Source organism: Mycobacterium sp. (assembly GCF_036488105.1).
Lineage (GTDB): Bacteria > Actinomycetota > Actinomycetes > Mycobacteriales > Mycobacteriaceae > Mycobacterium.
Genome location: NZ_DASXHW010000170.1, coordinates 1 through 22,053, shown reverse-complemented (window position 1 = coordinate 22,053; position 22,053 = coordinate 1). Strand labels below are relative to the sequence as shown.

General features: G+C 66.0%; 16 protein-coding genes, 1 tRNA gene and 1 pseudogene. 4 read left to right on the top strand and 14 right to left on the bottom strand.

Annotated elements, in window-relative coordinates:
- Positions 1-82: 82 nt before the first annotated feature.
- From VGH54_RS08930 to VGH54_RS08910, 5 genes and pseudogenes are all read right to left on the bottom strand, one after another.
- Complete coding sequence (locus VGH54_RS08930) at positions 83-2,092, bottom strand: cytochrome c oxidase assembly protein (RefSeq protein ID WP_331511588.1); 2,010 nt, start codon at positions 2,090-2,092, stop codon at positions 83-85.
- 24 nt (positions 2,093-2,116) lie between these two features.
- A complete protein-coding gene (locus tag VGH54_RS08925; protein ID WP_331511590.1) occupies positions 2,117-4,459 on the bottom strand; it encodes a glycerol-3-phosphate 1-O-acyltransferase in 2,343 nt (780 codons plus the stop codon).
- A pseudogene (locus VGH54_RS08920) lies at positions 4,453-6,141 on the bottom strand (HAD-IB family hydrolase). Before VGH54_RS08920 ends, VGH54_RS08925 begins: the two are co-directional and overlap by 7 nt.
- Positions 6,138-7,613, bottom strand: coding sequence for a wax ester/triacylglycerol synthase family O-acyltransferase (locus tag VGH54_RS08915; protein ID WP_331511587.1), 1,476 nt, complete (start codon positions 7,611-7,613; stop codon positions 6,138-6,140). Before VGH54_RS08915 ends, VGH54_RS08920 begins: the two are co-directional and overlap by 4 nt.
- Positions 7,614-7,848: 235 nt before the next feature.
- Positions 7,849-9,102, bottom strand: coding sequence for an alpha/beta hydrolase (locus tag VGH54_RS08910; protein WP_331511586.1), 1,254 nt, complete (start codon positions 9,100-9,102; stop codon positions 7,849-7,851).
- 186 nt (positions 9,103-9,288) lie between these two features.
- Between VGH54_RS08910 and VGH54_RS08905 the strand changes: the two genes are divergently transcribed.
- Positions 9,289-9,362: transfer RNA gene (locus VGH54_RS08905), tRNA-Arg, on the top strand.
- Positions 9,363-9,460: 98 nt separating this feature from the next.
- A complete protein-coding gene (locus VGH54_RS08900) occupies positions 9,461-10,219 on the top strand; it encodes an enoyl-CoA hydratase (RefSeq protein WP_331511585.1) in 759 nt (252 codons plus the stop codon).
- 6 nt (positions 10,220-10,225) lie between these two features.
- Here VGH54_RS08900 and VGH54_RS08895 read toward each other — a convergent pair whose 3' ends face one another.
- The 8 genes from VGH54_RS08895 to VGH54_RS08860 are packed head-to-tail and all read right to left on the bottom strand — an operon-like array spanning position 10,226 to position 19,656.
- Complete coding sequence (locus VGH54_RS08895; protein WP_331511584.1) at positions 10,226-11,419, bottom strand: dihydrolipoamide acetyltransferase family protein; 1,194 nt, start codon at positions 11,417-11,419, stop codon at positions 10,226-10,228.
- Positions 11,416-12,471 (bottom strand): 3-methyl-2-oxobutanoate dehydrogenase subunit beta, encoded by a 1,056-nt coding sequence (gene bkdB, locus VGH54_RS08890; protein ID WP_331511583.1) that lies wholly within the window; start codon positions 12,469-12,471, stop codon positions 11,416-11,418. The genes VGH54_RS08895 and bkdB overlap by 4 nt, the downstream gene beginning before the upstream one ends.
- Entirely contained in the window at positions 12,471-13,562 is a 1,092-nt protein-coding gene (gene pdhA, locus VGH54_RS08885; RefSeq protein WP_331511582.1) for a pyruvate dehydrogenase (acetyl-transferring) E1 component subunit alpha, read from the bottom strand. Before pdhA ends, bkdB begins: the two co-directional genes overlap by 1 nt.
- A 57-nt stretch (positions 13,563-13,619) precedes the next feature.
- Complete coding sequence (locus VGH54_RS08880; protein ID WP_331511581.1) at positions 13,620-14,438, bottom strand: CoA ester lyase; 819 nt, start codon at positions 14,436-14,438, stop codon at positions 13,620-13,622.
- Positions 14,438-14,941: a MaoC family dehydratase gene (locus tag VGH54_RS08875; protein WP_331511580.1), complete on the bottom strand. Its 504-nt coding sequence runs from the start codon at positions 14,939-14,941 to the stop codon at positions 14,438-14,440. Before VGH54_RS08875 ends, VGH54_RS08880 begins: the two co-directional genes overlap by 1 nt.
- Complete coding sequence (locus tag VGH54_RS08870; RefSeq protein WP_331511579.1) at positions 14,938-16,098, bottom strand: acyl-CoA dehydrogenase family protein; 1,161 nt, start codon at positions 16,096-16,098, stop codon at positions 14,938-14,940. The genes VGH54_RS08875 and VGH54_RS08870 overlap by 4 nt, the downstream gene beginning before the upstream one ends.
- Positions 16,091-18,100: an acetyl/propionyl/methylcrotonyl-CoA carboxylase subunit alpha gene (locus VGH54_RS08865; protein ID WP_331511578.1), complete on the bottom strand. Its 2,010-nt coding sequence runs from the start codon at positions 18,098-18,100 to the stop codon at positions 16,091-16,093. The genes VGH54_RS08870 and VGH54_RS08865 overlap by 8 nt, the downstream gene beginning before the upstream one ends.
- Positions 18,101-18,105: 5 nt before the next feature.
- Positions 18,106-19,656 (bottom strand): carboxyl transferase domain-containing protein, encoded by a 1,551-nt coding sequence (locus VGH54_RS08860; RefSeq protein ID WP_331511577.1) that lies wholly within the window; start codon positions 19,654-19,656, stop codon positions 18,106-18,108.
- Positions 19,657-19,737: 81 nt separating this feature from the next.
- Here VGH54_RS08860 and VGH54_RS08855 point away from each other — a divergent pair, with 81 nt between their 5' ends.
- The gene (locus VGH54_RS08855; RefSeq protein WP_331511576.1) at positions 19,738-20,385 is read left to right on the top strand and encodes a TetR/AcrR family transcriptional regulator; all 648 of its coding nucleotides are present in this window, start codon (positions 19,738-19,740) and stop codon (positions 20,383-20,385) included.
- 77 nt (positions 20,386-20,462) lie between these two features.
- Entirely contained in the window at positions 20,463-21,209 is a 747-nt protein-coding gene (locus VGH54_RS08850; protein WP_331511575.1) for an MmpS family transport accessory protein, read from the top strand.
- Between the two features lie 10 nt (positions 21,210-21,219).
- Here VGH54_RS08850 and VGH54_RS08845 read toward each other — a convergent pair.
- The coding region (locus tag VGH54_RS08845) for an MFS transporter (RefSeq protein WP_331511574.1) at positions 21,220-22,053 on the bottom strand (834 nt) is incomplete at its 5' end.

The window sequence follows — 22,053 nt, the reverse complement described above, 5'->3', positions numbered from 1 at the left end:
CCGTGCGTGCCGAGCAGTTTTCGCTCCGAGGCGGGCAAATTGTGTGCCCCGACCCTGGCGGGGCGGGCGTGACGGTGACCGCTTAGCGTTGGCCTGACGTGTCGCGCCGTGCCAACTCGGCCAGCATCGCGTTGTAGGCCGCCAATTCGGCGTCGTCGTCGCGGTCGGCTGCGCGATCCAATCGCCGCGCGGCGCGCTGGTCGCTGCGGGACCACTGCACCAGCAACGCAATCATGACGACTACCAGCGGGATTTCTCCTGCGGCCCAAGCCATTCCACCTCCGAGCCGCTGATCGCCCAGCAGGTCGGTGTGCCAGCTCAGGTGCAGCGAGTGGTAAAAGCTTTCGCCGAGCACCTTCGGCATGCTCATCAGAATTACGGCGAAGAACGCGTGCAGCGGCAGCGACGCGAAGACCACCGCCACCTTCGCCAGCGGCGGGATCGGCCTCGGCGTCGGGTCGACACCGATGACCACCCAGTAGAACAGGTAGCCGCTGGCCAAGAAGTGCACGTTCATCACGACGTGGCCGATATGGCTACCGACCGCGGCATCGAACAGACCGCCCAGATACAGCCCGTAGAAGCCGGCGACGAACAGGGCGGTCGCAACCACCGGGTTGGTCAGGAACCTCGATATCCGGCTGTGCAGCGCGGCAAGCAGCCACTCCCGCATCCCGGGCGGGTCGCCACGGCCGGCTGCCGGAAGTGCCCGCAACGCCAGGCCGACCGGCCCACCCAACACCAGCAGGATCGGGACCAGCATCGACAGCAGCATGTGCGCCGCCATGTGCATGCTGAACATCGCCGGCATGTACCGGCCCACACCCGAGGAGCTGACGAACAGTAGCGCCGTACAGCCCAGCAACCAGGCCACGGTCCGGCCCATCGGCCACGCGTCGCCGCGACGCCGCAGCCGGAGGACCCCGGCCAGGTACAGCCCGGCGAACACGATGGCCGCCGTGCCGAAGATCAAATCGAACCGCCAATCGAACAGCACCCGGGCCGGGGTCGGCGGCCCGGGGAACTCGTAGCCGATTTTCACGTCGGAAATCGAGGGCACGCCGATCGGTAGTGGCGGCGGAGGCGTGCGACCGAGGCCGACGGCGACACCGAACGTCAGGCCGAACAGCACCGCCTCGATCAGCGCCAGCCGAAGCAGGCCGGCGCGCGAGCGCGGATCTGCTTGCAGCGCAACGACTCCGGTGCGTCGCTGCCGCCACCCGGCGAGGCCGAGCAGACACAAGGCGACAAACTTCGCGACCACCAGCCGTCCATAGGTGGTAGTGAGCAGGTCCGACGGCAACACCCGAACCAGCGCGTTGACGACCCCGCTGACCGCCATCGCGACAAAGCACCACAACGCGATCACCGAGAATCGCCGCGAAGCAAGGTCGGCGTGCTGTCCGCCGCGGAAAACGTGGACGAGCAACGCCAGCAGGCCACCGGCCCACAGGCTGGCGGCGAACAGGTGGATCAGCAAGCTGTTGGTGGCCAGGTCGTGCGAACCGCCGGCCGACGAGTGACCGGTCAACCCCAGCGGTAGCAGGGTGGCCAGTGACCCGGCCAGCAGCAGCGGCGTCCATGACCAGCGCAGCACCGGCAGGCTGGCCACCGTCAGCGCGGCGGCCAGCAGCGCGGTCCACCGCCACGCCGTCGAGATGTTGATCAGGCTGGCCAGCGACCACAGCGTCGCCGGGTTCAGGTGGGCGCTGATCGGCTGACCGGAGACGTCGGAAATGGTCAGCGGCACCAGCAGGGCGGCGCACACCGCCCATGCCCCGGCCGCCACCGTTCCCACCCGCAACGCGCGATAGCCGTCGACATCGAGGACACCGTTGTCTTGTGGCGGCACCAAAAAGGCGGCGATCAGGAAGGATCCGACGGCCACGACGGCCGCGATCTCACCGGCAGCCCGGACAAACGGCAGGCCAATCGTGGTCACCGGACCGGGATCGGGTAACCCGGTGGCGGTCAGCGCGGCCGCCAGCGACAGCGCGCCGATGCCCGCCGCGGTGCAGCCGGCCAACGTGGCCACCCCGACGAGCAGCGGCCACGCCACCGCGCGGCGGCGAGCGGCCGGAGCATCCGTCATAGACCAAGCGTACGGTCGCGCCTCCTACGGGCGATCTGCACCGCGTGCCTCGGCCTCGCGGGCCACGAACTGGCTGCGCGCAATCTGCGCGACGTGGTCGAAATCCTGAAGGATTGCCTGTAATTCGCGGCGAAACGCGATTCGGCGCTCGGGCAGGTCCGGGCCGGGTTTGAGCAGATCCTGATCGGCGACGACTTGGCGCGCGGTGGCGAACAACAACGTCGACACCGGCTCGCTGCTGCGTACCCGACCTTGCGCGACGTACTGCTTGCCGACGCCGAGCGCCAACTGGGTCAGCTCCTTTTCGCCGATATCCGCCGGAGCATCGCGCAGCACGTCGGCCACGATCTCGTAAGCCTCGAAGAACACCCGCAACATCGCGTCCGACATCAGCGGCCGCTTCGCGTACAGCATCGCGTCGATCTCGGCGGCGCCGCCGGCGACGTGCGCTTCCCAATCCTCATGCCACGCCATCTCTTCGGCGATGTTCTGCCGGAATGACGCCGAATCGGCGAAGTAGAAGTCGAACTTCAACAGGTCGCGCAGCCGCATGGCCTGCTTCCAGAACGCCTCCAGCCGATCACCGTCGGCGTGCCCGGCGTGCGCGAGCGCCAGTTCGACGATGACGGTCTCCAGAAATGCGTGGATCACCGAGTTGCGGTAGAACGCTGCGGTGTGCTCGTTCTCCGGGGTGATGCGCCACACCGGTTCACGGCCACTGTCGATCCGGGTGACTGGGTGGCCATTGGACAAGGAATCCACCGCAGCGCGAACGCCTTCGGGTGTACGCAACCGCAGCGCACTGGTGGACATCGGGGTTTGCTTGCGTTCGAGATAGTCGAGCGAGTCCTGCAGGGTGTGGTGTAGTTGCCCCAGAGTCAACGCCACCCCGTGCGTGGTCAGCAGCAGCGCCGACACTAGACCGGTGGCATTCACCGGGGTGCATTGCAGGATCCGCCAGGCGACTTCGAACGACATCTTCTGTAGGGCAAGCCGTTTGGCGTCTTCGTCCTCGGCGATCGGTCCGTGCGACGGGCCGAGATACTCTCGCATCGAAACGGCTTCGGGAAAGCGGACGTAGATCTTGCCGTAGTTGCGTTCACCCTGGGCCTTGATGAAGTTGTACATCCAACTCAAGCCCTCGGCACGCTTTTCTCCACCACGGGCGTAGGCCGCGTACTCGGCGGTCTCGTGCAGCTGATCGAAGCTGATCGAAACGCCTTGCAGCAGAATGTCATCACTGCGACCGTCCAGATAAGCATCGGCGACATAACTCATCAGTCCGAGCTTGGGCGGCAGCATCTTCCCGGTGCGCGAACGGGTGCCCTCGATGGACCAGCTCAGGTTGAAACGCTTCCCCACCACATAGCCGACATACTCCCGGAGCACGTATTTATACAGCGGATCGTTGCCGATATTGCGACGGATGAAGATCGTCCCGGCGCGGCGCATCAGCGGCCCCATCACCCCGAATGCCAAGTTGATACCGGCGAACACATGCACCGGCGGCAGCCGATTTTCTTGCATTGCCACCGGCATCACCGCGCCGTCGATGTAGGACCGGTGCGAGAACAGCAACACCGCAGGATGAGCTTCCAGCGCGGTGCGCAGCGCCGCAACTTGATACTCGTCGTAGTCGATTTCCCGGTCGAATCCCCGGCTGAACAACCGTCCTAGGACGGAGACCAGGTCGACCGAAACTCGGCTCCATCCGGTGGCGAGCTCGTCGAGCATTTCTCCGGCTTGCTCGATGGTGGCACCCGGGATCTTCTCCAGGCCGGCGCGAAATCGCGCAGACGCCAGAATCTCCGGTCGCACCAGCCGCGGCGACTTGTATTGCGGTCCAAGGATTCGGTACTCGGCGCGCTCCATCGCCAGCAGCGCCCGCCGGGTGACGAAATGCGCGAAGTCACGCGGGTTGTCGCCGACGGTGATGTCGCGCCACTGCTGACGAAGTTCGGACACCTTGGCCGATTCGCCAGCCACCACCTGGGCGCGTGAACGGTCGGTACGCAGAATGTGGCGCTGCTGACGTTCGCTGGGCTGGTAGGGATTTCGGCCCGGGATCAACGCCGCCACCCGATTCCATGCCGACGCGTCGGCCCGCGGCATCCAGAAGACTCGCACCGGCACGATCGACCGGTCCTCGTCCAATTCGAGTTGCTCGACGAGTTGCGCCATCGCGCCGGGTGACGCGTCCCGTTCGGGCAGCGGCAGCACCTCGAGCTTGGTTTCCGGATGGCGGGCACGTTGCTGATCCAGCCATGTGGCAAGCAATTCCGATTCCATTGGCGACGACGCCGACGCCAACACCAGGGTGTCGTCGGTGGTGCTGAACGAACCCTCGCCGGCAGCCGGGGTCACGATCGCCCCTTTGGCCGAGGCGTATTCGGTTGGGCCTTGGTCGCTTTGCGCGGCGCCGCCTTGGGCTGGGTCGTCTTGGCCGTTTTCTTCGCCGCGGCTTTCGCGGGGGCAGCTTTCTTAGCCGCAGCCTTCTTCGCTGCGGCTTTCGCGGGCGCGGCTTTGGCGATCTTGCGCGGCGCCTTCTTTCGGTACACGTCGTGGTCGGGCAGCTCGTCGAGCGGCCAGTCGGCCAACGTGTCCACGTAGAGTTGGCGCACCTCGGCGATCCGATCCGACAGCGTCTCAACTGTCCAGTCGCGCACCGAGATCGGCGGAAACACCGCAACATCCACGGTGCCCGGGTTCATCGTCGTGGAGTTGCGCGCGGCGATGATCTCGGCGTTGCGAATCACGATCGGCACGATGGGTATTCCCACCGCCATCGCCATCCGGAACGGCCCCTTCTTGAACGGCCCGACGCTGGTGGTGTCCAGCCTGGTGCCTTCCGGCGCGATCATGATCGACAACCCTTGCCTGGCCCGCTCCTCGACCTGGTGCAGCGACTCCACGGCCGCGGTCGGGTTATCTCGATCGATGAAGACCGAGTCCAGGACCTTGCCGAGCGTGCCCATGATCGGATCGCTCTCGAGCTCCTTCTTGCCGACGGCCACCCAGTTGTCGCGGATCAGCGCGCCGACGATGACCGGGTCGGCCTGGTTGCGGTGGTTGAAGATGAATACCGCGGGCCGCTGTGCGGTCAGATTCTCCTCGCCCAGAATGTTGAGTTCCACACCGCTGGCAGTTAACAACAACTGCGACCAGGTCGCCGTGAAGAAGTTGACACCACGGCGCCTGCTTCCGGTCAGCAGGCCGATCCCCAGCGCGCCGGCGGCGACCGGAACCACCGAGCCGACCCCGGCCAGCGCGCGCAGTTGCGCGGTAATGCCGCCCCCACTGCGACTGGTGAACCGCAGAATAGGCCAGCCGCGCCGCTTGGCGACGGCCGCCATCTTGCCTTCCGGGTTGGTCGGCCGCGGATTGCCGACCAGATACATCAGCGCGACGTCCTCGTCGCCGTCGGCGTAGAAGTAGCTGTCCTTGAGGTCAATCCCGTTCTCGCCGGCGAACTTCTGCACCGCGGCGGCCTTGCCCGGTCCCCACAGAATCGGCTTGACCACACCTCCGGTCAGAATTCCATCGTCGTTGGTCTAGAACTTGTTGGTGAGCGTGTTGACAATGCCGAGGAACTTGGCTACCGGGGCGACCTGGATGGTCAGCGCCGAGGAACTGAGCACCACGGTGTGCCCGCGAGCCAGGTGTGCGCGCACCAATTCGCGCATCTCCGGGTAGATCCGGGACTCGATTCGCTGGGCGAACAGCCGCTCGCCGATCTCATCCAAATCGCTCAGTATGCGCCCGCGGAGCGCCGCCGAGGCTTTGCCGATCAGCTCTTCGAATTCGATACGCCCGAGTTGATGATTCAGCCCGGCCGTGACCATGCTGACCAGTTCGCCGACGCCCATGTCGCGGCGCCGCAACCGCTCCTGGGTGAGGATGACGGCCGTAAAACCGGCCACCAGGGTCCCGTCCAAGTCGAAGAATGCACCGATCTTGGGCCCGGGCGGGCTGGCCATGATTTCAGCGACCGAACCCGGCAACCGAAGATCACGCGCGGGTTTCTTCGGCTCGCGATCCTCCCCCGTCATGAACCCGCCACCGATCGCTTTGACGTGCCAGACGTTTCGGTATCGAACGTGGCAGGCACCGCCTGCGGCGCGGGATCACCTGCCAGCTCGAGGAGTTCGTTGAAACCCTCGAGCAGACAGCGGGCGAACAGCGCCTCGTCACGGATGGCGGCGCGGTCATAGCGCGTGGTGATGGTGCAGTAACCGCCTCTGGAGATCAGCACGACCATCATCGCCACACCGGGCAACGGACCAATACCATACTGCCGCAAGATCTTTGCGCCGACGAGAAACGTGTCGCCGGGATAGACCGGAACGTTGCTGGCCTGCACGTCGGAGCCGACGACCGAGGCCGTCATCGACTCCAGCAGCGGTCCCGGTAACACGCTCAACACCGGTGCGATCGAACCGATGATGTCCCTCGCGGGCTCGTCGCGGCGCTGGGTCATCTGCAAGCGGATCTTCTGCATGCGAGCAACCGGATCCGCAGTACCGATCGGGGCCGCCAGGTTCACCCCGGTGAACCGGTTGCCGCCCGCCGCGTCGCTCTCGGCCCGCAGGCTGACCGGCACCGCCATCGGCAACGTGGAGATCGGCACGCCGAGCGCCGCGTGGTAGCGCCCCAGTGCACCGGACAAACCGGCCAGGTAGGCGTCGTTGATCGAGCCGCCGCCGGCTTTCGCGGCCCGGTGCAGGTCGGACAGCGGGATATCGATGGCCTCGCTGCGGGTGGCCAGGCTGCGTCGACGAAGCAGCGGAGACGGTTCAGCGGCCCGGCTGACCACCCGCCCGCTTGATCGGGCGTAGTTGAGCACACCCGACACCGCCCTGCCGGGATTGGCCACTGCTCGCCCGACCATTGACGCCGCTCCCCAGAGCGCACCGCCGGCCCCGTAGACCACGTTAGCTGCGAGGTGGTTGAGCCCTTCGCGCATCAAATCGTTGGCCGTCAGATCCTCCGGTATGGGTTGCGTCGGCGTCGGCTGAGGTGCCGGATCGCGCTCGAGGTCGTAGATGTGAGCGAACATCTCCACGCTGCCGACACCGTCGGTCACCGCATGGGACAGGTGCAGCAGCGTGGCGGCCTTGCCGTCGGGCAGACCCTCGATCAGAGTGGCCGTCCACAGCGGTCGGGCGATGTCCAGCGGCGATTGCAGCATCAGCTCGGCCAGGTCGAATACCTGCCGCAGCGTGCCGGGTTCGGAGACACGCATCCTGCGCACGTGGTAGTCCAAATTGAAGTCGGGATCGACCACCCAGCGCGGCGCGGCCGTCGGCAACGTCGGCACAACCACTTTTTGCCGCAGCCGTAATGCCCGTCGGGACGCGTTCTCGAAACGGGTCCGGAAGCGATCCCAATCCGGCGTGGTGTCCAGAATTTCCAAGGCCATGATCCCCGAGCGGGTACGCGGGTTCGCCTCTCCGCGATGCAAGAGGTAGTCGACTGGCCCCAGCGCCGTGGGCAATCCGGCCGCATCGACCTGCTCAGCCACCGCGGCTCCCCCGTCCGGCTAACGCCGCCATCGCCACTCAAGCCTCCTGTTTCAGACAGACCGCGCGACCCATCGTCAGGACGCCGCGGGCAACTCCAACGTAGTCCGGTAAGCGCGGTGACGGTAGCAGATTGTCCGGATCATAACGCGAGATCAGACGTGCTATGGGTGCCTTGCGAAACGCCCTGACCTGCTGCCGAATTCGAAATAAGCAACTGTTGCGCGCCGGACCGACTCAGCCGGTCGGTGAAGCGTGCTTGCGCGCAACCCGCGATCGCGACCGCACATGCTGTCCGTAGACGACACCCAAAAAGTCAGCGACGGCGTCGGCAGCCAGTCGGGATCGGACTGTGGCGAACAAGTCGAAAGCATGGTGAGCGTTGGGCAGCTCGGCGTAGCCCACAGTGTCGGCTCCGGCCTCGCGAAGTGCGTCGCAGAAGGCCCGCGCCTGCACGGTCGGGATCACCGAATCGTTCTCGCCGTGCAGGACGAAAAATGGCGGCGCACCGCGGTGGACGTGCGAAATCGGCGAGGCCAATTCGAAAAGTTCGGGCTTGTCGGCGTAGCGCTCTTTCATGACGAAAAGCTCGAGGAACTGCATCATCATCTCGTGCATTTTCTCGGCATCGGTGAGGTCGTAAACGCCGTAAAAGGGCGCCGCCGCTTGAACAGTGGTATCCACTTCCTCAAAGCCGGGCTGCAGTCGCGGGTCGTTCGCGGTGAGCGCGATCAGCGAGGCCAAGTGGCCGCCCGCAGAGCCTCCGGTGACCGTTATGAAGTCGGGATCGCCGCCGTAGTCGGCGATGTTCTCGCGAACCCACGCCAGCGCGCGCTTGACGTCGATGATGTGGGCCGGCCACGATTTGCGAGGGCTCTTGCTGTAGTCGATCGAGACGCAGACCCAGCCGAGTTCGGCCATCCTGCTCATCAGCGGATAGCCCTGCGGTCGCCGACCGTTGACGGTCCACGCGCCGCCCGGGATCTGCAGTAGCACCGGCGCCCGGTCGCCAACCTTGATGTCCCGATGGCGCCACACGTCCAGCAAGTTGTCTCGGGTGTCCGGGCCGTACGCGATGTCTGACGTTTTCGCCGCGTAACGACGGTGCCCGGCGGCGGCGTGCAACATCCCGCCGCGGCGCTCGGGCCGGTCGCTGATGGGATGACAGACCGAGTCGCGGTACTGCGCACCGAAGGAATCCTGCAGCGCCGCAGTGAGGATGCGATCTGCGCGCTGGGCCGCCCAAGTCGTCGCAACCCGGCCGATCGACAGCGGGGCCACACCGGACAGGGCGTGCCCGGTGACGACGTGCGGCGGAAATTCGGCAGAGAGCCATCCCGCCAAGAAGCCGGCGACCGTTGGCGAGCCGCGAAGCAGCAGTGAGCCGGTGCGGTACGCGCCGATCGGCGCGGCAGCCAGCTGCAACCCCTGACGCAGCACTTCTGCGCGCGACTGCGAGTATCGCGCCCTGACATCTACGGCTACGGTCATGCCCCGCCACTCCTCGTCTTTGAGCACACGCCGCCCGCGAACAGCCGGGCCGTCGGTAGCGTACGTATGTGGCGGGCCTCACACTAGCTCAATCACTATTACTGCCAACGACATTTGCGTCGGCGTTGCGGACTGTGAGTGCCCATCCCGTCGGTTAGCTACACTGACCTGGGCTTGGAGTCTTTGGCCCCCGTAGCTCAGCTGGATAGAGCACATGACTTCTAATCTTGTGGTCGCAGGTTCGAATCCTGCCGGGGGTACAGAGTGCAGGTGCCACTGTGGCCGATGGGATACGTGTGGCGCCTGTTCTCGGATGGTGCGGTACGCGCCGTCGCCGGCGAAGCTGCGGAGGTCCCCGATGCCCCAATCCGACCTGGTGCTGTTCAGCATCGACAATCACGTCGCGCTGATCATCGTCAACGATCCCGAACGACGCAACGCCGTTACCGGTGAGATGTCGAAACAGCTACGTGCCGCGGTGGAACGGGCCGAGGCTGACGGCGGTGTGCACGCCGTTGTCGTCACCGGTGCCGGTAAAGCGTTCTGCGCCGGCGCGGACCTCAGCGCGCTGGGCAGTGCCGCCGAAGAGGGTTTGCTTCGGCTCTACGACGGGTTCATGGCCGTCGGCAAGTGCGCGCTGCCCACGATCGCTGCCGTCAACGGCCCTGCGGTCGGTGCGGGCCTGAACTTGGCGCTGGCCGCCGATGTGCGCATCGCAGGCCCGAACGCGTTGTTCGACGGCCGTTTTCAGAAGTTGGGGATTCACCCGGGCGGCGGCGCGACGTGGATGCTGCAGCGGGCAGTCGGACCGCAGGTGGCCCGCGCAGCCTTGCTGTTCGGCATGCGCTTCGACGCCGAATCCGCTGTGCGACATGGGTTGGCGCTTAGCATCGCCGACGATCCGGCTGCCGCCGCCTTGGAACTGGCGGCCGGTCCGGCGGCCGCGCCACGCGACGTCGTGCTGGCTACCAAAGCCACCATGCGCGCGACGGCCAGCCCCGGATCGCTTGACGTCGAACAGCACGAGCTGGCCAAAGACACCGAACTCGGGCCGCAGGCCACCTCGATTCAGTCACCGGAGTTCGCCGCCCGATTGGCCGCGGCCCAACGCAGGTAATAGTCCCTACAGATCGAGCAGCGCCGTTTCCGGCGATTCGATCAGCCTGCGCAGCTCGCCCAGAAACTCAGCGGCGTTGGCGCCGTCGGCGATTCGGTGATCGAACGCGCACGTGAGTGTCATCTGCGGACGGACGACGACCATGTCGTCAACCGCCATCGGCCGCGGCTTCAATGACCCGATGCCCAGGATTGCGGCTTCGGGGTAGTTGATCACCGGGACGCCGTCATCGAGTCCGAGAGCTCCGAAGTTCGACACGGTGAACGTCGAGCCCGTCAGCTCGGCCGGTTTCAGAGTGCCGGCCCGGGCGTCCCGGATCAGCCGCGCCACGCAGTCCGCGAGTTCACGCGTGCTCTTGGCCTGTGCATTGGCGATGACAGGGACCAGCAGGCCGCGCGGGGTCGTGACCGCGAAGCCCAGATGAACCGCGTGGTGAGAGTGCACCTGCGCGCCGTTCGGGCCGTCCACCCAGGTGGAGTTCAGAATCTTGTTGTGCGTCAAGGCGATGACGAGTAATCGCAGAGTGAGCACAAACGGCGAGATGACCTCGTCGTCGCCACCGACGACTGCGCTCAGGTGGTCGCGAAGCCGGATCAGACCCGTGCAGTCGACGTTCACGCTCGCATGCGCATCAGGAATGTTATTGCGCGACAGACTCATTCGCTCCGCCATGTGGGCGTGCACCCCGCGAACCGGCAGCACATCGTAGGACACACCCGGTCGTTCGGCACCGACTCCGGCGACCGCCAGTACCGCATCCCGACCGATCAAGCCGTCGTCACCGGCCGGTATGTCGTTCAGGTCCACGAGTAGGTCGGCAGCCAACTTCCGCACGCTCGGTTTGGCTTTGGGCCGCCTACGGCTGGTGTCCAGCGCATCATCGGCGCCGTATCCGACAAGGATCGGGTTGCGTGCGATTACCTCCCCGTTGGTCGCCGGCGCACTGTCGATGCGGGCCAGCAGCGAACCGACGGCCAGCACATCACCTTCGGCCCCGCGTATCTCGACGACTCGGCCCGCATACGGGCTGGGTATCTCCACTTCGGCCTTCGCCGTCTCCACCGAACACAACGGTTGGTTGAGTTCGATGTCGTCGCCGACGTCGACGCGCCAGCACGACAGCGTCACCTCTTCCAGACCCTCGCCGAGATCGGGCACGACGAACACTTTGACGCGGTCATCGTCGGCGCCCGGGTTCACGGTTGCTCCAGCGCACGCCCGACGCAATCGAGCAGCCGGTCCGGGCCGGGCAGCCACAGCTTCTCCAGCCGTGCCGGCGGATAGGGGGTGTCGAACCCGCAGGCGCGCAACACCGGTGCTTCGAGTTCGTAGAACAGTTCCTCTTGGATGCGAGCCGCCAGCCCCGCCCCATAACCCAGGCTCCGCGGCCCCTCGTGCAGCACCACACACCGCCCGGTGCGGCGAATCGACGCGGCAACCGTATCGAAATCCAGCGGCACCAACGACCGCAGATCGACGACCTCAAGGCTCCAACCCTGTTGCTGCGCAGCCATCTCAGCGGCCGACAGCGCCGTGCCCACCAGACCTCCGTAGGTCAGGACGGTGACGTCGGTGCCGGCACGGCGCACCGCCGCCTGCCCGATCCCCGGGGCGGGGCATGTGGTGTCCACGACTTCGCGGCCCCAGTAGCGGCGCTTGGGTTCCAGAAACATCACCGGGTCCGGACATGCGATCGAGTGGCGCAGCAACCAGTAGGCATCCGACGGCGTCGACGGGACAACAACTTTCAAGCCTGCGGTGTGCGCCCAGTACGACTCGGTGGACTCGGAATGATGCTCGACGGCGCCAATGCCACCAAATGACGGGATGCGCACCGTGACGGGCATGTTGACCTGACCGCGAGTGCGGGTCCGGTATTTGGCCAGATGGCTGACCACCTGATCGAAAGCCGGGTAGGAGAATCCGTCGAACTGGATCTCGGGCACCGGCACGAATCCGCGCAGCGCCAGGCCTACCGCGATGCCGATCACCGCGGACTCGGCCAAGGGAGTATCGAAGCATCGCTGCGGGCCAAACGTCGCGGTCAGACCCTCGGTGACCCGGAAGACTCCGCCTAACGTCGCGACGTCTTCGCCGAAGACGAGCACCCGGTCATCTGCGGCCATCGCGTCGTGCAATGCGTGGTTGAGCGCCTGGACCATGGTCAGTGGCGACGCGATGAGCGCGTCGGCCGACGGCACCTCCGGTACTGCTGTGGTCCCGAACGTCGGCGGTTCGGCGATCTGAGTCATCATGCCTCCCGGAGGATTTCAGCGCGCAACTGTTGGCGTTGGGCTTCGAGACCGGGCGTCATCTCGGCGTAGACCGAGGTGAATACTTCGTCGATGTCGATATCGGGGGCCGCGAACACCGCGTCACGTAGATCGGCGCGCAGGCGTTTGGCCCGCGCGGCGATCCTGTCCTCGAGCCTTTGCGACCACAAGCCCTGGCTGTCGAGGTATGCGCGGTAGCGCGGAATCGGGTCCAGCGTCTGCCATAGGTCCAGTTCGTCCTGGCTGCGGTATCGGGTGGGATCGTCGGACGTGGTGTGCGGGCCCAACCGATACGTGACGGCTTCGATCAGTGTCGGCCCGCCGCCGGTCCGGGCCCGCGCGGCGGCTTCGGCCATCACCGCATAGCAGGCCAGCACGTCGTTGCCGTCCACCCGGATGCCGGGCATGCCGTACCCAATTGCCTTGTGCGCGATGGACGGTGCGGCGGTCTGGCTGCTCAGCGGAACCGAGATCGCCCACTGATTGTTCTGCACGTAGAACACACACGGCGCTGTGAACACCGCGGCGAAATTCAGCGCCTCGTGTACGTCGCCCACACTGGTGGCGCCGTCGCCGAGAAAGGCGACCGTGATCGAATCCTCGCCGAGTCGCTGCGCAGCCATAGCGGCGCCGACGGCATGCAGCGTCTGGGTGCCGATCGGAACCGATATCGGGGCGCAGCACTTCTTGGTGAAATCCAGTCCGCCGTGCCATGTTCCGCGCCAGGCGGCGCCGACTTGACCGGGAGCGATACCGCGGACGAGGTAGACGCCCAATTCGCGGTATTGCGGAAACAGCCAGTCGGTCTTACGAAGGCAAGCCGTCGCGCCGACCTGCGCCGCCTCTTGGCCGCAGCACGACGCGAAAAGCGCGAGCTCACCTTGGCGCTGCAGGTTGACGAATTCTCCGTCGACATCGCGGGTGACCACCATCATCTCGTAGAGCCAGCACAGTGTCTCCGCGGGCAGTTCACGGCTGTAGCGTGTCTCCGCCGTCGGCGACCCGTCCGGGCCGACGAGCTGTATCGGCTCGAGGTCAACAGTGATTGGCGGGTGAGTGACCTCGGCCATACCGCCTCCTACGCGCAGGCGTGCGGCGGGTCAGAGCAAACCCCAATACCGAGGCTGCTACGAGCCGGCTTCACCTGCCAGGTGCACGATCCGCTCGGCTCGCCGCAACACGGGCGCATCCACCATTATGCCCTCAAATGCGAAGACGCCGCGTTCATCGACGGCAGCGGCGAGAACGTGTCGTGCCCACTGAACCTGGTCGGGGGACGGCGCATAACCGGCCCGTATCACCGGCACCTGGCTGGGGTGGATAGCAACCTTCGCATCAAAGCCGACGGCCACCGCGTCATCGACCTCGGCGCGCAGCCCATCGAGATTTTTGATGTCGAGATAGACCGAGTCCAGGGCCAGCCGGCCGTGCGCCTTGGCCGCCAACAACGACTGCGAGCGAACATGGCGGGCAACTTCGCGGTAGCTGCCGTCCGGGTACCGGTTGGCCGTCCCACCCAGAACGGCGAACAGGTCCTCAGCGCCCCACATCACGGCGATCGCGTTGTCCACCTGGACGGTCTCGGTTACGGCCAGTGCGCCCATTGGTGATTCGACGAGCACAATCACGTTCATCGGAGCAAGAGCGCTAACATGTTCGACCGCTTCACATTTCGGCAGCATGACGGTGTCGTACGGAGTGTGCTTCAGGGCTTGTAGATCAAGCTCCTGATCGGCGGTGCCGAACTGATTGACGCGCACCACGGTGCGGGCCGGATCGAGTTGGGCGTCGACCAGTGCTGTGCGCGCGGCGGGCCGATCAGCGGCCGCACACCCGTCTTCGAGGTCGAGGATCACGACATCGGCTGCGGCTGCGGCCTTTTGGTAGCGCTCAGGGCGGTCCGCCGGGCAGAACAGCCACGCCGGTCCTGGATTCTGCAGACCCATCAGCCGCCGGCCTCAGCCGGTCGCATCCGCACCATGGTCTTGCGGTTCGCGGTGGCGACCACGTCGCCGTGCTGGTTGCGACCGGTATGCGCGAACGTCACGATGCCCTCGCCGGGACGGCTCTTCGATGCCCGCTTCTCGACGATGACCGTCTCGGCGTACAACGTGTCACCGTGGAAAAGCGGTTTGGGAAAAGCAATCTCGGAGAACCCAAGGTTGCCGACAATGGTGCCCTGAGTCAGCTGCGTGACCGACAACCCGACCAGGGTCGACAAGGTGAACATCGAGTTCACCAGCCGCTGATTGAACGGCGGCAGCGCGTCGGAGAATGCGGCATCCAGGTGCAGGGCCTGAGTGTTCATCGTCAACGTCGTGAACAACACGTTGTCGGCCTCGGTGATGGTCCGCCCCGGACGATGCAGGTATCGCACGCCGGTCTCGAATTCTTCGAACCACAGCCCGCGCTGAACGACTTCGCGTAGCGGCTGCTCACCATTCGTCACAGGCCCACCTCGCGGGCGATCAACATCAACTGCACCTCAGTGGTCCCCTCACCGATCTCGAGAATCTTGCTGTCCCGGTAATGCCGGGCCACCGTGAATTCATTCATGAACCCGTAGCCGCCGTGAATCTGCGTGGCGTCTCGGGCGTTGTCCATGGCCGCCTCGCTGGCGACCAGCTTGGCGATCGCCGCTTGCTTCTTGAACGGCTTACCGGCCAGCATCAGCGCCGCGGCGTCGTAGTAGGCGGTGCGGGCGGTATGCGCGCGGGCTTCCATACGCGCGATCGTGAACGCGATGGACTGGTACCGGCCGATCGCCTGACCGAACGCCTCGCGTTCCCGCGCGTACTTGACGCTCTCGTCGACGCATCCCTGCGCGGCGCCGGTGGACAGCGCGGCGATCGCGATGCGGCCCTCGTCGAGGATGCGCAGGAAGTTGGCGTAGCCGCGGCCGCGTTCACCGAGCAGGTTCTCTTCAGGTACCCGTACGTCGTCGAAGCTCAGTGGATGGGTGTCCGAGGCGTTCCAGCCGACCTTGTCGTAGGCGGGTTCCGCGGTGAATCCCGGCGACGGCACCGGAACCAGGATCGACGAGATCTCTTTCTTACCATCGCGCTCGCCGGTCACGGCCGTGACGGTGACCAGCTTGGTGATGTCGGTGCCGGAGTTGGTGATGAACTGCTTTGAGCCGTTGATCACCCACTGGCCGTCGTCGAGTTGCGCGGTGGTCTTGGTCGCGCCGGCGTCGGTGCCGCCGCCCGGTTCGGTCAGACCGAACGCGCCCAGCGCACGACCACTGGCCAACTCCGGCAACCAGTCCCGCTTCTGCTCGTCGGTGCCGAACCGGTACACGGGCATGGCGCCCAGTGAGACACCGGCCTCCAGCGTGATCGCCACACTCTGGTCGACCTTGCCGAGCTCCTCCAGCGCCAGACACAACGCGAAGTAGTCGCCACCCATCCCGCCCCACTCCTCGGGGAACGGCAGACCGAAAAGGCCCATCTCGGCCATGCCGGCGACGACTTCGTAGGGGAAGGAGTGTTCGGCGTCGTGCCGTGCGGCCACCGGCGCGACGACGCTCTGGGCGAAATCGCGGACCGTCTTGGCCAACTGTTGGTATTCGTCCGGCAGTGTTCCGGTCGACAAGAAATCACTCATGAGCACCATCCTCTGCTTCTGGTGTTGCGTTGATGTTCGCGGCAATCCGGGCCAGCGGCTGACCCACCTTGACTTGGTCGCCCACGGCGACGAGGAGCTCGACCACACCCTCGACGGGTGCCGTCATCGCGTGCTCCATCTTCATCGCCTCGACCGTGACGACAACCGCGCCCGCCTCGACCTCGGCGCCGTCGCTGACGCTGACCGCGACAACCGCGCCGGGCATGGGGCTGGTCAATTCGGCGTCGCCGCTGTGCGCTTCGTCCTCGCGCACCGGCGCTTCGCGCACCTCCTCGAGCACCGCGAAGATGCCGTCGCCGGCCAGCCAGATCTTGTGGTCCGCCGCGGCGACCGTGTACTTGGCGCGCAGCCCGTCGAGCGTCACTGTCAGCTGGTCGCCCGTCAAAGCGGCTTGCAGGGAACGGGATTCGCCGTCCTCGATGTGGACGTCAGCACCGTCCGGCGCACCGGAGATGTGGACGTGGTCGGTGCGTTCCCCGGCCCGCAGCCGGATGCTGACCGGCGCCCGGCGCCCGACTCGCCACCCGGTCGGCACCTCCCACAGGTCGGCACCCGGTCCGGGGAAGGATCGCAACCAGCGGAAAACCGCCGCGGCGATGAACTGGTCGTCGGCGGGTGCTGCCGCGACGAAATCGCCGGCGCGACGGTCCAATAGCCCGGTGTCGAGGCGGCCTGCGACGACATCGGGATCGGCCAGCAGAAACCGGGCGAACTCGATGTTGGTGACCACCCCGAGCACTGCGGTGCCGGCCAAAGCCCGATCCAGGGTTCGCAGCGCGGCGGCCCGATCCGGGCCATGTGCAATGACTTTCGCCAGCATCGGGTCGTAGTCGGTGCCGACCACCATCCCGGCCGACAAGCCCGAATCAATCCGCACGCCCGCCGCATCGGGTTCCACCACTGCCAGCACGTCGCCACCGGTCGGCAGGAAGCCGTGCGCCGGGTCTTCGGCGTAGACCCGCGCTTCAATCGCGTGGCCCTGTAAGGCAATGTCAGCCTGACTCACGGTCAGCTTCTCCCCCGCCGCGATCCGGACCTGCCACTCGGCCAGATCCCAGCCGGTGACCAGCTCGGTGACCGGATGCTCGACCTGCAGCCGGGTGTTCATCTCCATGAAGAAGAACTCGTCGGGCCGGTCGGCCGACACGATGAACTCCACCGTGCCCGCGCCGGTGTAGTCGACACTGCGCGCGGTATCGCATGCAGCGGCGCCGATTCGCGCCCGAGTTTCGGCGTCCAGCAGCGGTGACGGCGCCTCCTCGATGACCTTCTGATGGCGGCGCTGCAGGCTGCACTCCCGCTCGCCGAAGTGCACGACGTTGCCGTACGTGTCGGCCAATACCTGAACCTCGATGTGCCTGGGGCGCAGCACAAATCGCTCCAGGAACAGTGTGTCGTCGCCGAACGCGGCGGCCGATTCCCGACGGGCGCTGACCAGCGCGGCGGGCAGGTCGGCCGACTGCTCGACCATGCGCATGCCCTTGCCGCCGCCGCCGGCGGACGGTTTGACGAGAACCGGGTAGCCGATCTCCTCGGCGGCCGCGATCAGTTCCTGGTCGCTCAGGCCACGCCGCGCGATACCGGGAACCACCGGCACACCGAAAGCCGACACGGTGACCTTGGCCGCGATCTTGTCACCCATGGTCTGGATGGCGCCCACCGGCGGCCCGATGAACGTCACTTCCGCGGCAGCCAGTGCCGCCGCGAAATCGGCGTTCTCCGAGAGGAACCCGTAGCCAGGGTGAACGGCCTGAGCTCCGGTGCGCACGGCCGCGTCAACGATAGCGGCGATGTTCAGGTAACTGTCACGTGCGGGCGCTGGGCCGATCGCGACCGCGACGTCCGCCAAAGCGACGTGGAGCGCATTAGCGTCGGCGTCGCTGTACACCGCAACCGACCGGATGCCCATCGCCTTAAGTGTGCGAATCACCCGGACGGCGATCTCGCCCCGGTTGGCTACCAGAACCGTATCGAAACCCATCGCGCTCACATCCGGAAGACGCCGTATGACACCGGATCGACCGGCGCGCGGGATATCACCGAAAGTGCAAGACCGACAACGGTTCTGGTATCAGCAGGATCGATGACGCCGTCGTCCCACAGCCGCGCAGTCGAATAGTACGGGTTGCCCTGGTGTTCGTACTGCGCGCGAATCGGCGCCTTCAACGCTTCCTCCTCCTCGGCGGTCAAATCTCCGCGCACCGTTGCCAGCACCGACGCCGCTTGCTCTCCACCCATGACCGAAATCCGGGCGTTGGGCCACATCCACAGGAAGCGCGGCGAATACGCCCGCCCGCACATCGAGTAGTTGCCTGCGCCGTAGGACCCGCCGATCACGACCGTGAGCTTGGGCACCCGCGCGCAGGCCACCGCGGTCACCATCTTGGCCCCGTGTTTGGCGATGCCGCCGGCCTCGTAGTCGCGGCCGACCATGAACCCCGAGATGTTCTGCAGGAACAGCAGCGGCACCAGCCGCTTGTCACAGAGCTCGATGAAATGCGCACCCTTGACGGCGGATTCGGAGAACAACACCCCGTTGTTGGCGATGATGCCGACCGGGTGGCCGTGGATGTGGGCGAATCCGGTGACCAGGGTGCTGCCGTATTCGGCTTTGAACTCGGCGAATTCGCCGCCGTCGACGAGTCGGGTGATGACGTTGTGCACGTCGTAGGGGATCCGCGGGTCGACGGGCACCACGTCGTAGAGCTCTGATTGGTCGGCAATCGGATCAACGGTGGGCGACATATCCCAGATCCGCGGTTCGCGCGGCCCCACCGTCGAGACGATGCGCCGGAGGATGCGCAACGCGTCGCGGTCGTCGTGGGCGAGATGATCGGTGACACCGGAGATTTTCGAATGCAGTTCTCCGCCACCGAGATCCTCGGCCGATACGACTTCCCCGGTGGCCGCCTTCACCAGTGGCGGGCCGCCGAGAAAGATGGTGCCCTGGTTACCAACGATCACTGCCTCGTCGCTCATAGCAGGAACGTAGGCACCGCCGGCCGTGCATGATCCCAACACGGCGGCAATCTGCGGGATGCCCTGCGCGCTAAGATTGGCCTGGTTGTAGAAGATCCGGCCGAAGTGATCGCGGTCGGGGAAGACCTCGTCTTGGCGGGGCAGGAAGGCGCCGCCGGAGTCGACCAGATAGATGCAGGGCAGCCGGTTCTGGCTCGCGATCTCCTGGGCGCGCAGGTGCTTTTTGACGGTAATCGGGTAATAGGTGCCGCCTTTGACCGTCGCATCGTTGGCCACGATCATGCATTCGCGGGCCGAGATCCTGCCGATGCCGGTGATGATGCCGGCCCCGGGGCATTCGTCGTCGTACATCCCGTCGGCCGCGAGCGGCGCGATTTCGAGCAGCGGGCTGCCGGAGTCGAGCAGCCCGTCGACGCGATCGCGGGGCAGCAGTTTGCCTCGCTCGACATGGCGGGCCCGGGAGCGCTCCGAACCACCCAGGGCGGCCGTGGCCAGCTTGTCGCGCAACTGTGCAACGAGCGCAGTGTGCGCGGCGCGGTTTTCCGCCGGTGAGGTCATCGGTTGCAGGCCAGTTTCGGTTAATGGTCACTAACTCGTGCTATGTTAGTGGCGATTAACCGAAGTGTCTAGGGAGGCGGGATGGCAGCGTCCGCTCCGGTCGAGCGTAACGACGACACCCCGGCGCCGAACCCCCGCAGCCGACGCAAATCGGACCGGCGCCTGCAACTGCTGGGCGCCGCGGAGCGACTGTTCGCCGAGCGCGGGTTTCTGGCGGTGCGGCTTGAAGACATCGGCGCCGCGACCGGGGTCAGCGGCCCGGCGATCTACCGGCATTTCCCCAACAAAGAGTCGCTGCTGGTCGAGCTCCTGGTAGGCATCAGCACTCGCCTGCTCGACGGCGCCCGCGGGGTCCGATCCGGTCAGACCGATGCTGCCGCGGCGCTGAACGGCTTGATCGACTTTCACCTCGACTTCGCGCTGGGTGAGCCCAACCTCATCCGGATTCAGGATCGCGACCTTGCCTATCTGCCGGCCGCTGCCGAACGCCAGGTGCGACGCGCCCAACGCGAATACGTCGAGGTGTGGGTGGGTGTGCTGCGCGAACTCGAACCGGGACTTGCCGAAACCGACGCCCGGCTGATGGCGCACGCCGCGTTCGGTCTGCTCAACTCCACTCCGCACAGCTTGAAGCCGGCCGACGGCAAGGCTGCGCGCGCGGCGCGGTCACGTGCGGTGATGCGGGAGATGACCGTCGCCGCCCTGACCGTTGGCGCTGCGCTTGAATGACGGGCATTGCCACTGTTCATCGGACGTTTTCGGCGCCAACGGTTGTGCTGCAGGTACCCTGCAGAAATGAGGTGGGCATGAGCGATCGACGTCATCCCGATCACACCCGTTCTACTCAAGAGCGGACCGAACAAACGCAACGACTGCGTCAGCCTTACCCGTCGTACACCGACCCGGCTTACAGCGGTCAGTCGTCCTATCCGCCCCCCTACTACGGCTCGCCGCCCGACCCGAACTCCACGCACCCCACCGACAAGCTGCCTCAGTACTGGCAGCAGGGTCAGCCTCCGCCAGATCAGTCACCGCAGAAACCCGAGCCCGGGCGACCGAGAGCGCCACGCTGGCTCTGGATCGCCGCGGTCGTGGCAGTCGTTCTGGTTACGGCATTGGTCATCGCCCTGGTGATCGCCAACGGCACGGCCAGAAGGCAAACGGCGGTACCCGCACTGCCACAGACGCCCAGTTCGCAGCACCCGGCTCCGACAGCGTCGCCATCACCGTCGGCGAGCGCACCCGAACCGGCCACCACTGCGCCCAGCCAGCCGGCTAACGCCGGCGCGATGCAGACCGTGGTCTACAACGTCAGCGGCGACGGCCGCGCCATCAGCATCACTTACGTCGACAACGACGGGATGATGCAGACCGAGTTCAACGTCGGGTTGCCGTGGACCAAGGAAGTCAGCCTGCCCGAGTCCGGCAGCAAGACGCCGAACGTCACCATCGTGAATATCGGCCACGACGTCACATGCACGGTGACCATAGACGGAGTCGAGATCAACCAGCGCAGCGGTGTTGGTCTGACGATCTGCAACGGGTCGGGTTAGTCCGGCTCAGTCAAACGTCGGTCGCCAGAATCCGGTGCGGGGCACGCACAATCAGCAAGATCAGCAGCCCAACCACCATCACCAGGCACAGGCCGCCCATGCCGGCGCGGACGGCGCCGAAAACGTCGACGAACACCGAAAACAGCCACGGCGCCACGAACGACACCGCACGCCCGGTCATGGTGTAGAGGCCGAAGGCCACACCTTCTTTTCCGGCGCTGGACATCCTCAGCAGCAGGGTCCGCGCCGATGCCTGCGCCGGGCCGATGAACAGACTCAGCAGCAGCCCGGTGAGCCAGAACGCACGAGGCCCCGACAACGCCATCATGGTCAGCCCCGCCGCGATGATGCTGGCCAGTGATCCGATGATGACGGGCTTGGACCCGACCCAGTCGTCCAGAAAACCGCCGAAGACAGCCCCTACGGCCGCCACCACGCTGGCGGCCACCCCGAAGATCAGCACATCGGCCGGCGAGATCCCGTACGCGTTGACGCCGAGCACGCCGCCGAAAGTGAAGACGCCGGCCAGTCCGTCACGAAAGACCGCACTGGCGACCAGGTAATACACCAGGTTCCGGTCGCGGTGCCATTCGGTGACCAGGTCCTGCCACAGCTTGCGGTAGCTGCCGAGCACGCCGCGCACGGGGCTGAAGACCTCGGCCGGCGAGGGCAGCCGAGGCGCGGTCAGCAGCAACGGCAGCGCGAACAGTACGAACCAGCCGGCAGCCAGCAGCATTGCCACCCGCACGTTCGTGCCGTCGCTGATGGGCAGTTGCAGAAACCCACGCGTATCGCCCTTACCGACGATGCAGCCGAAGTAGGTGGTCAGCAACAAGCCAACGCT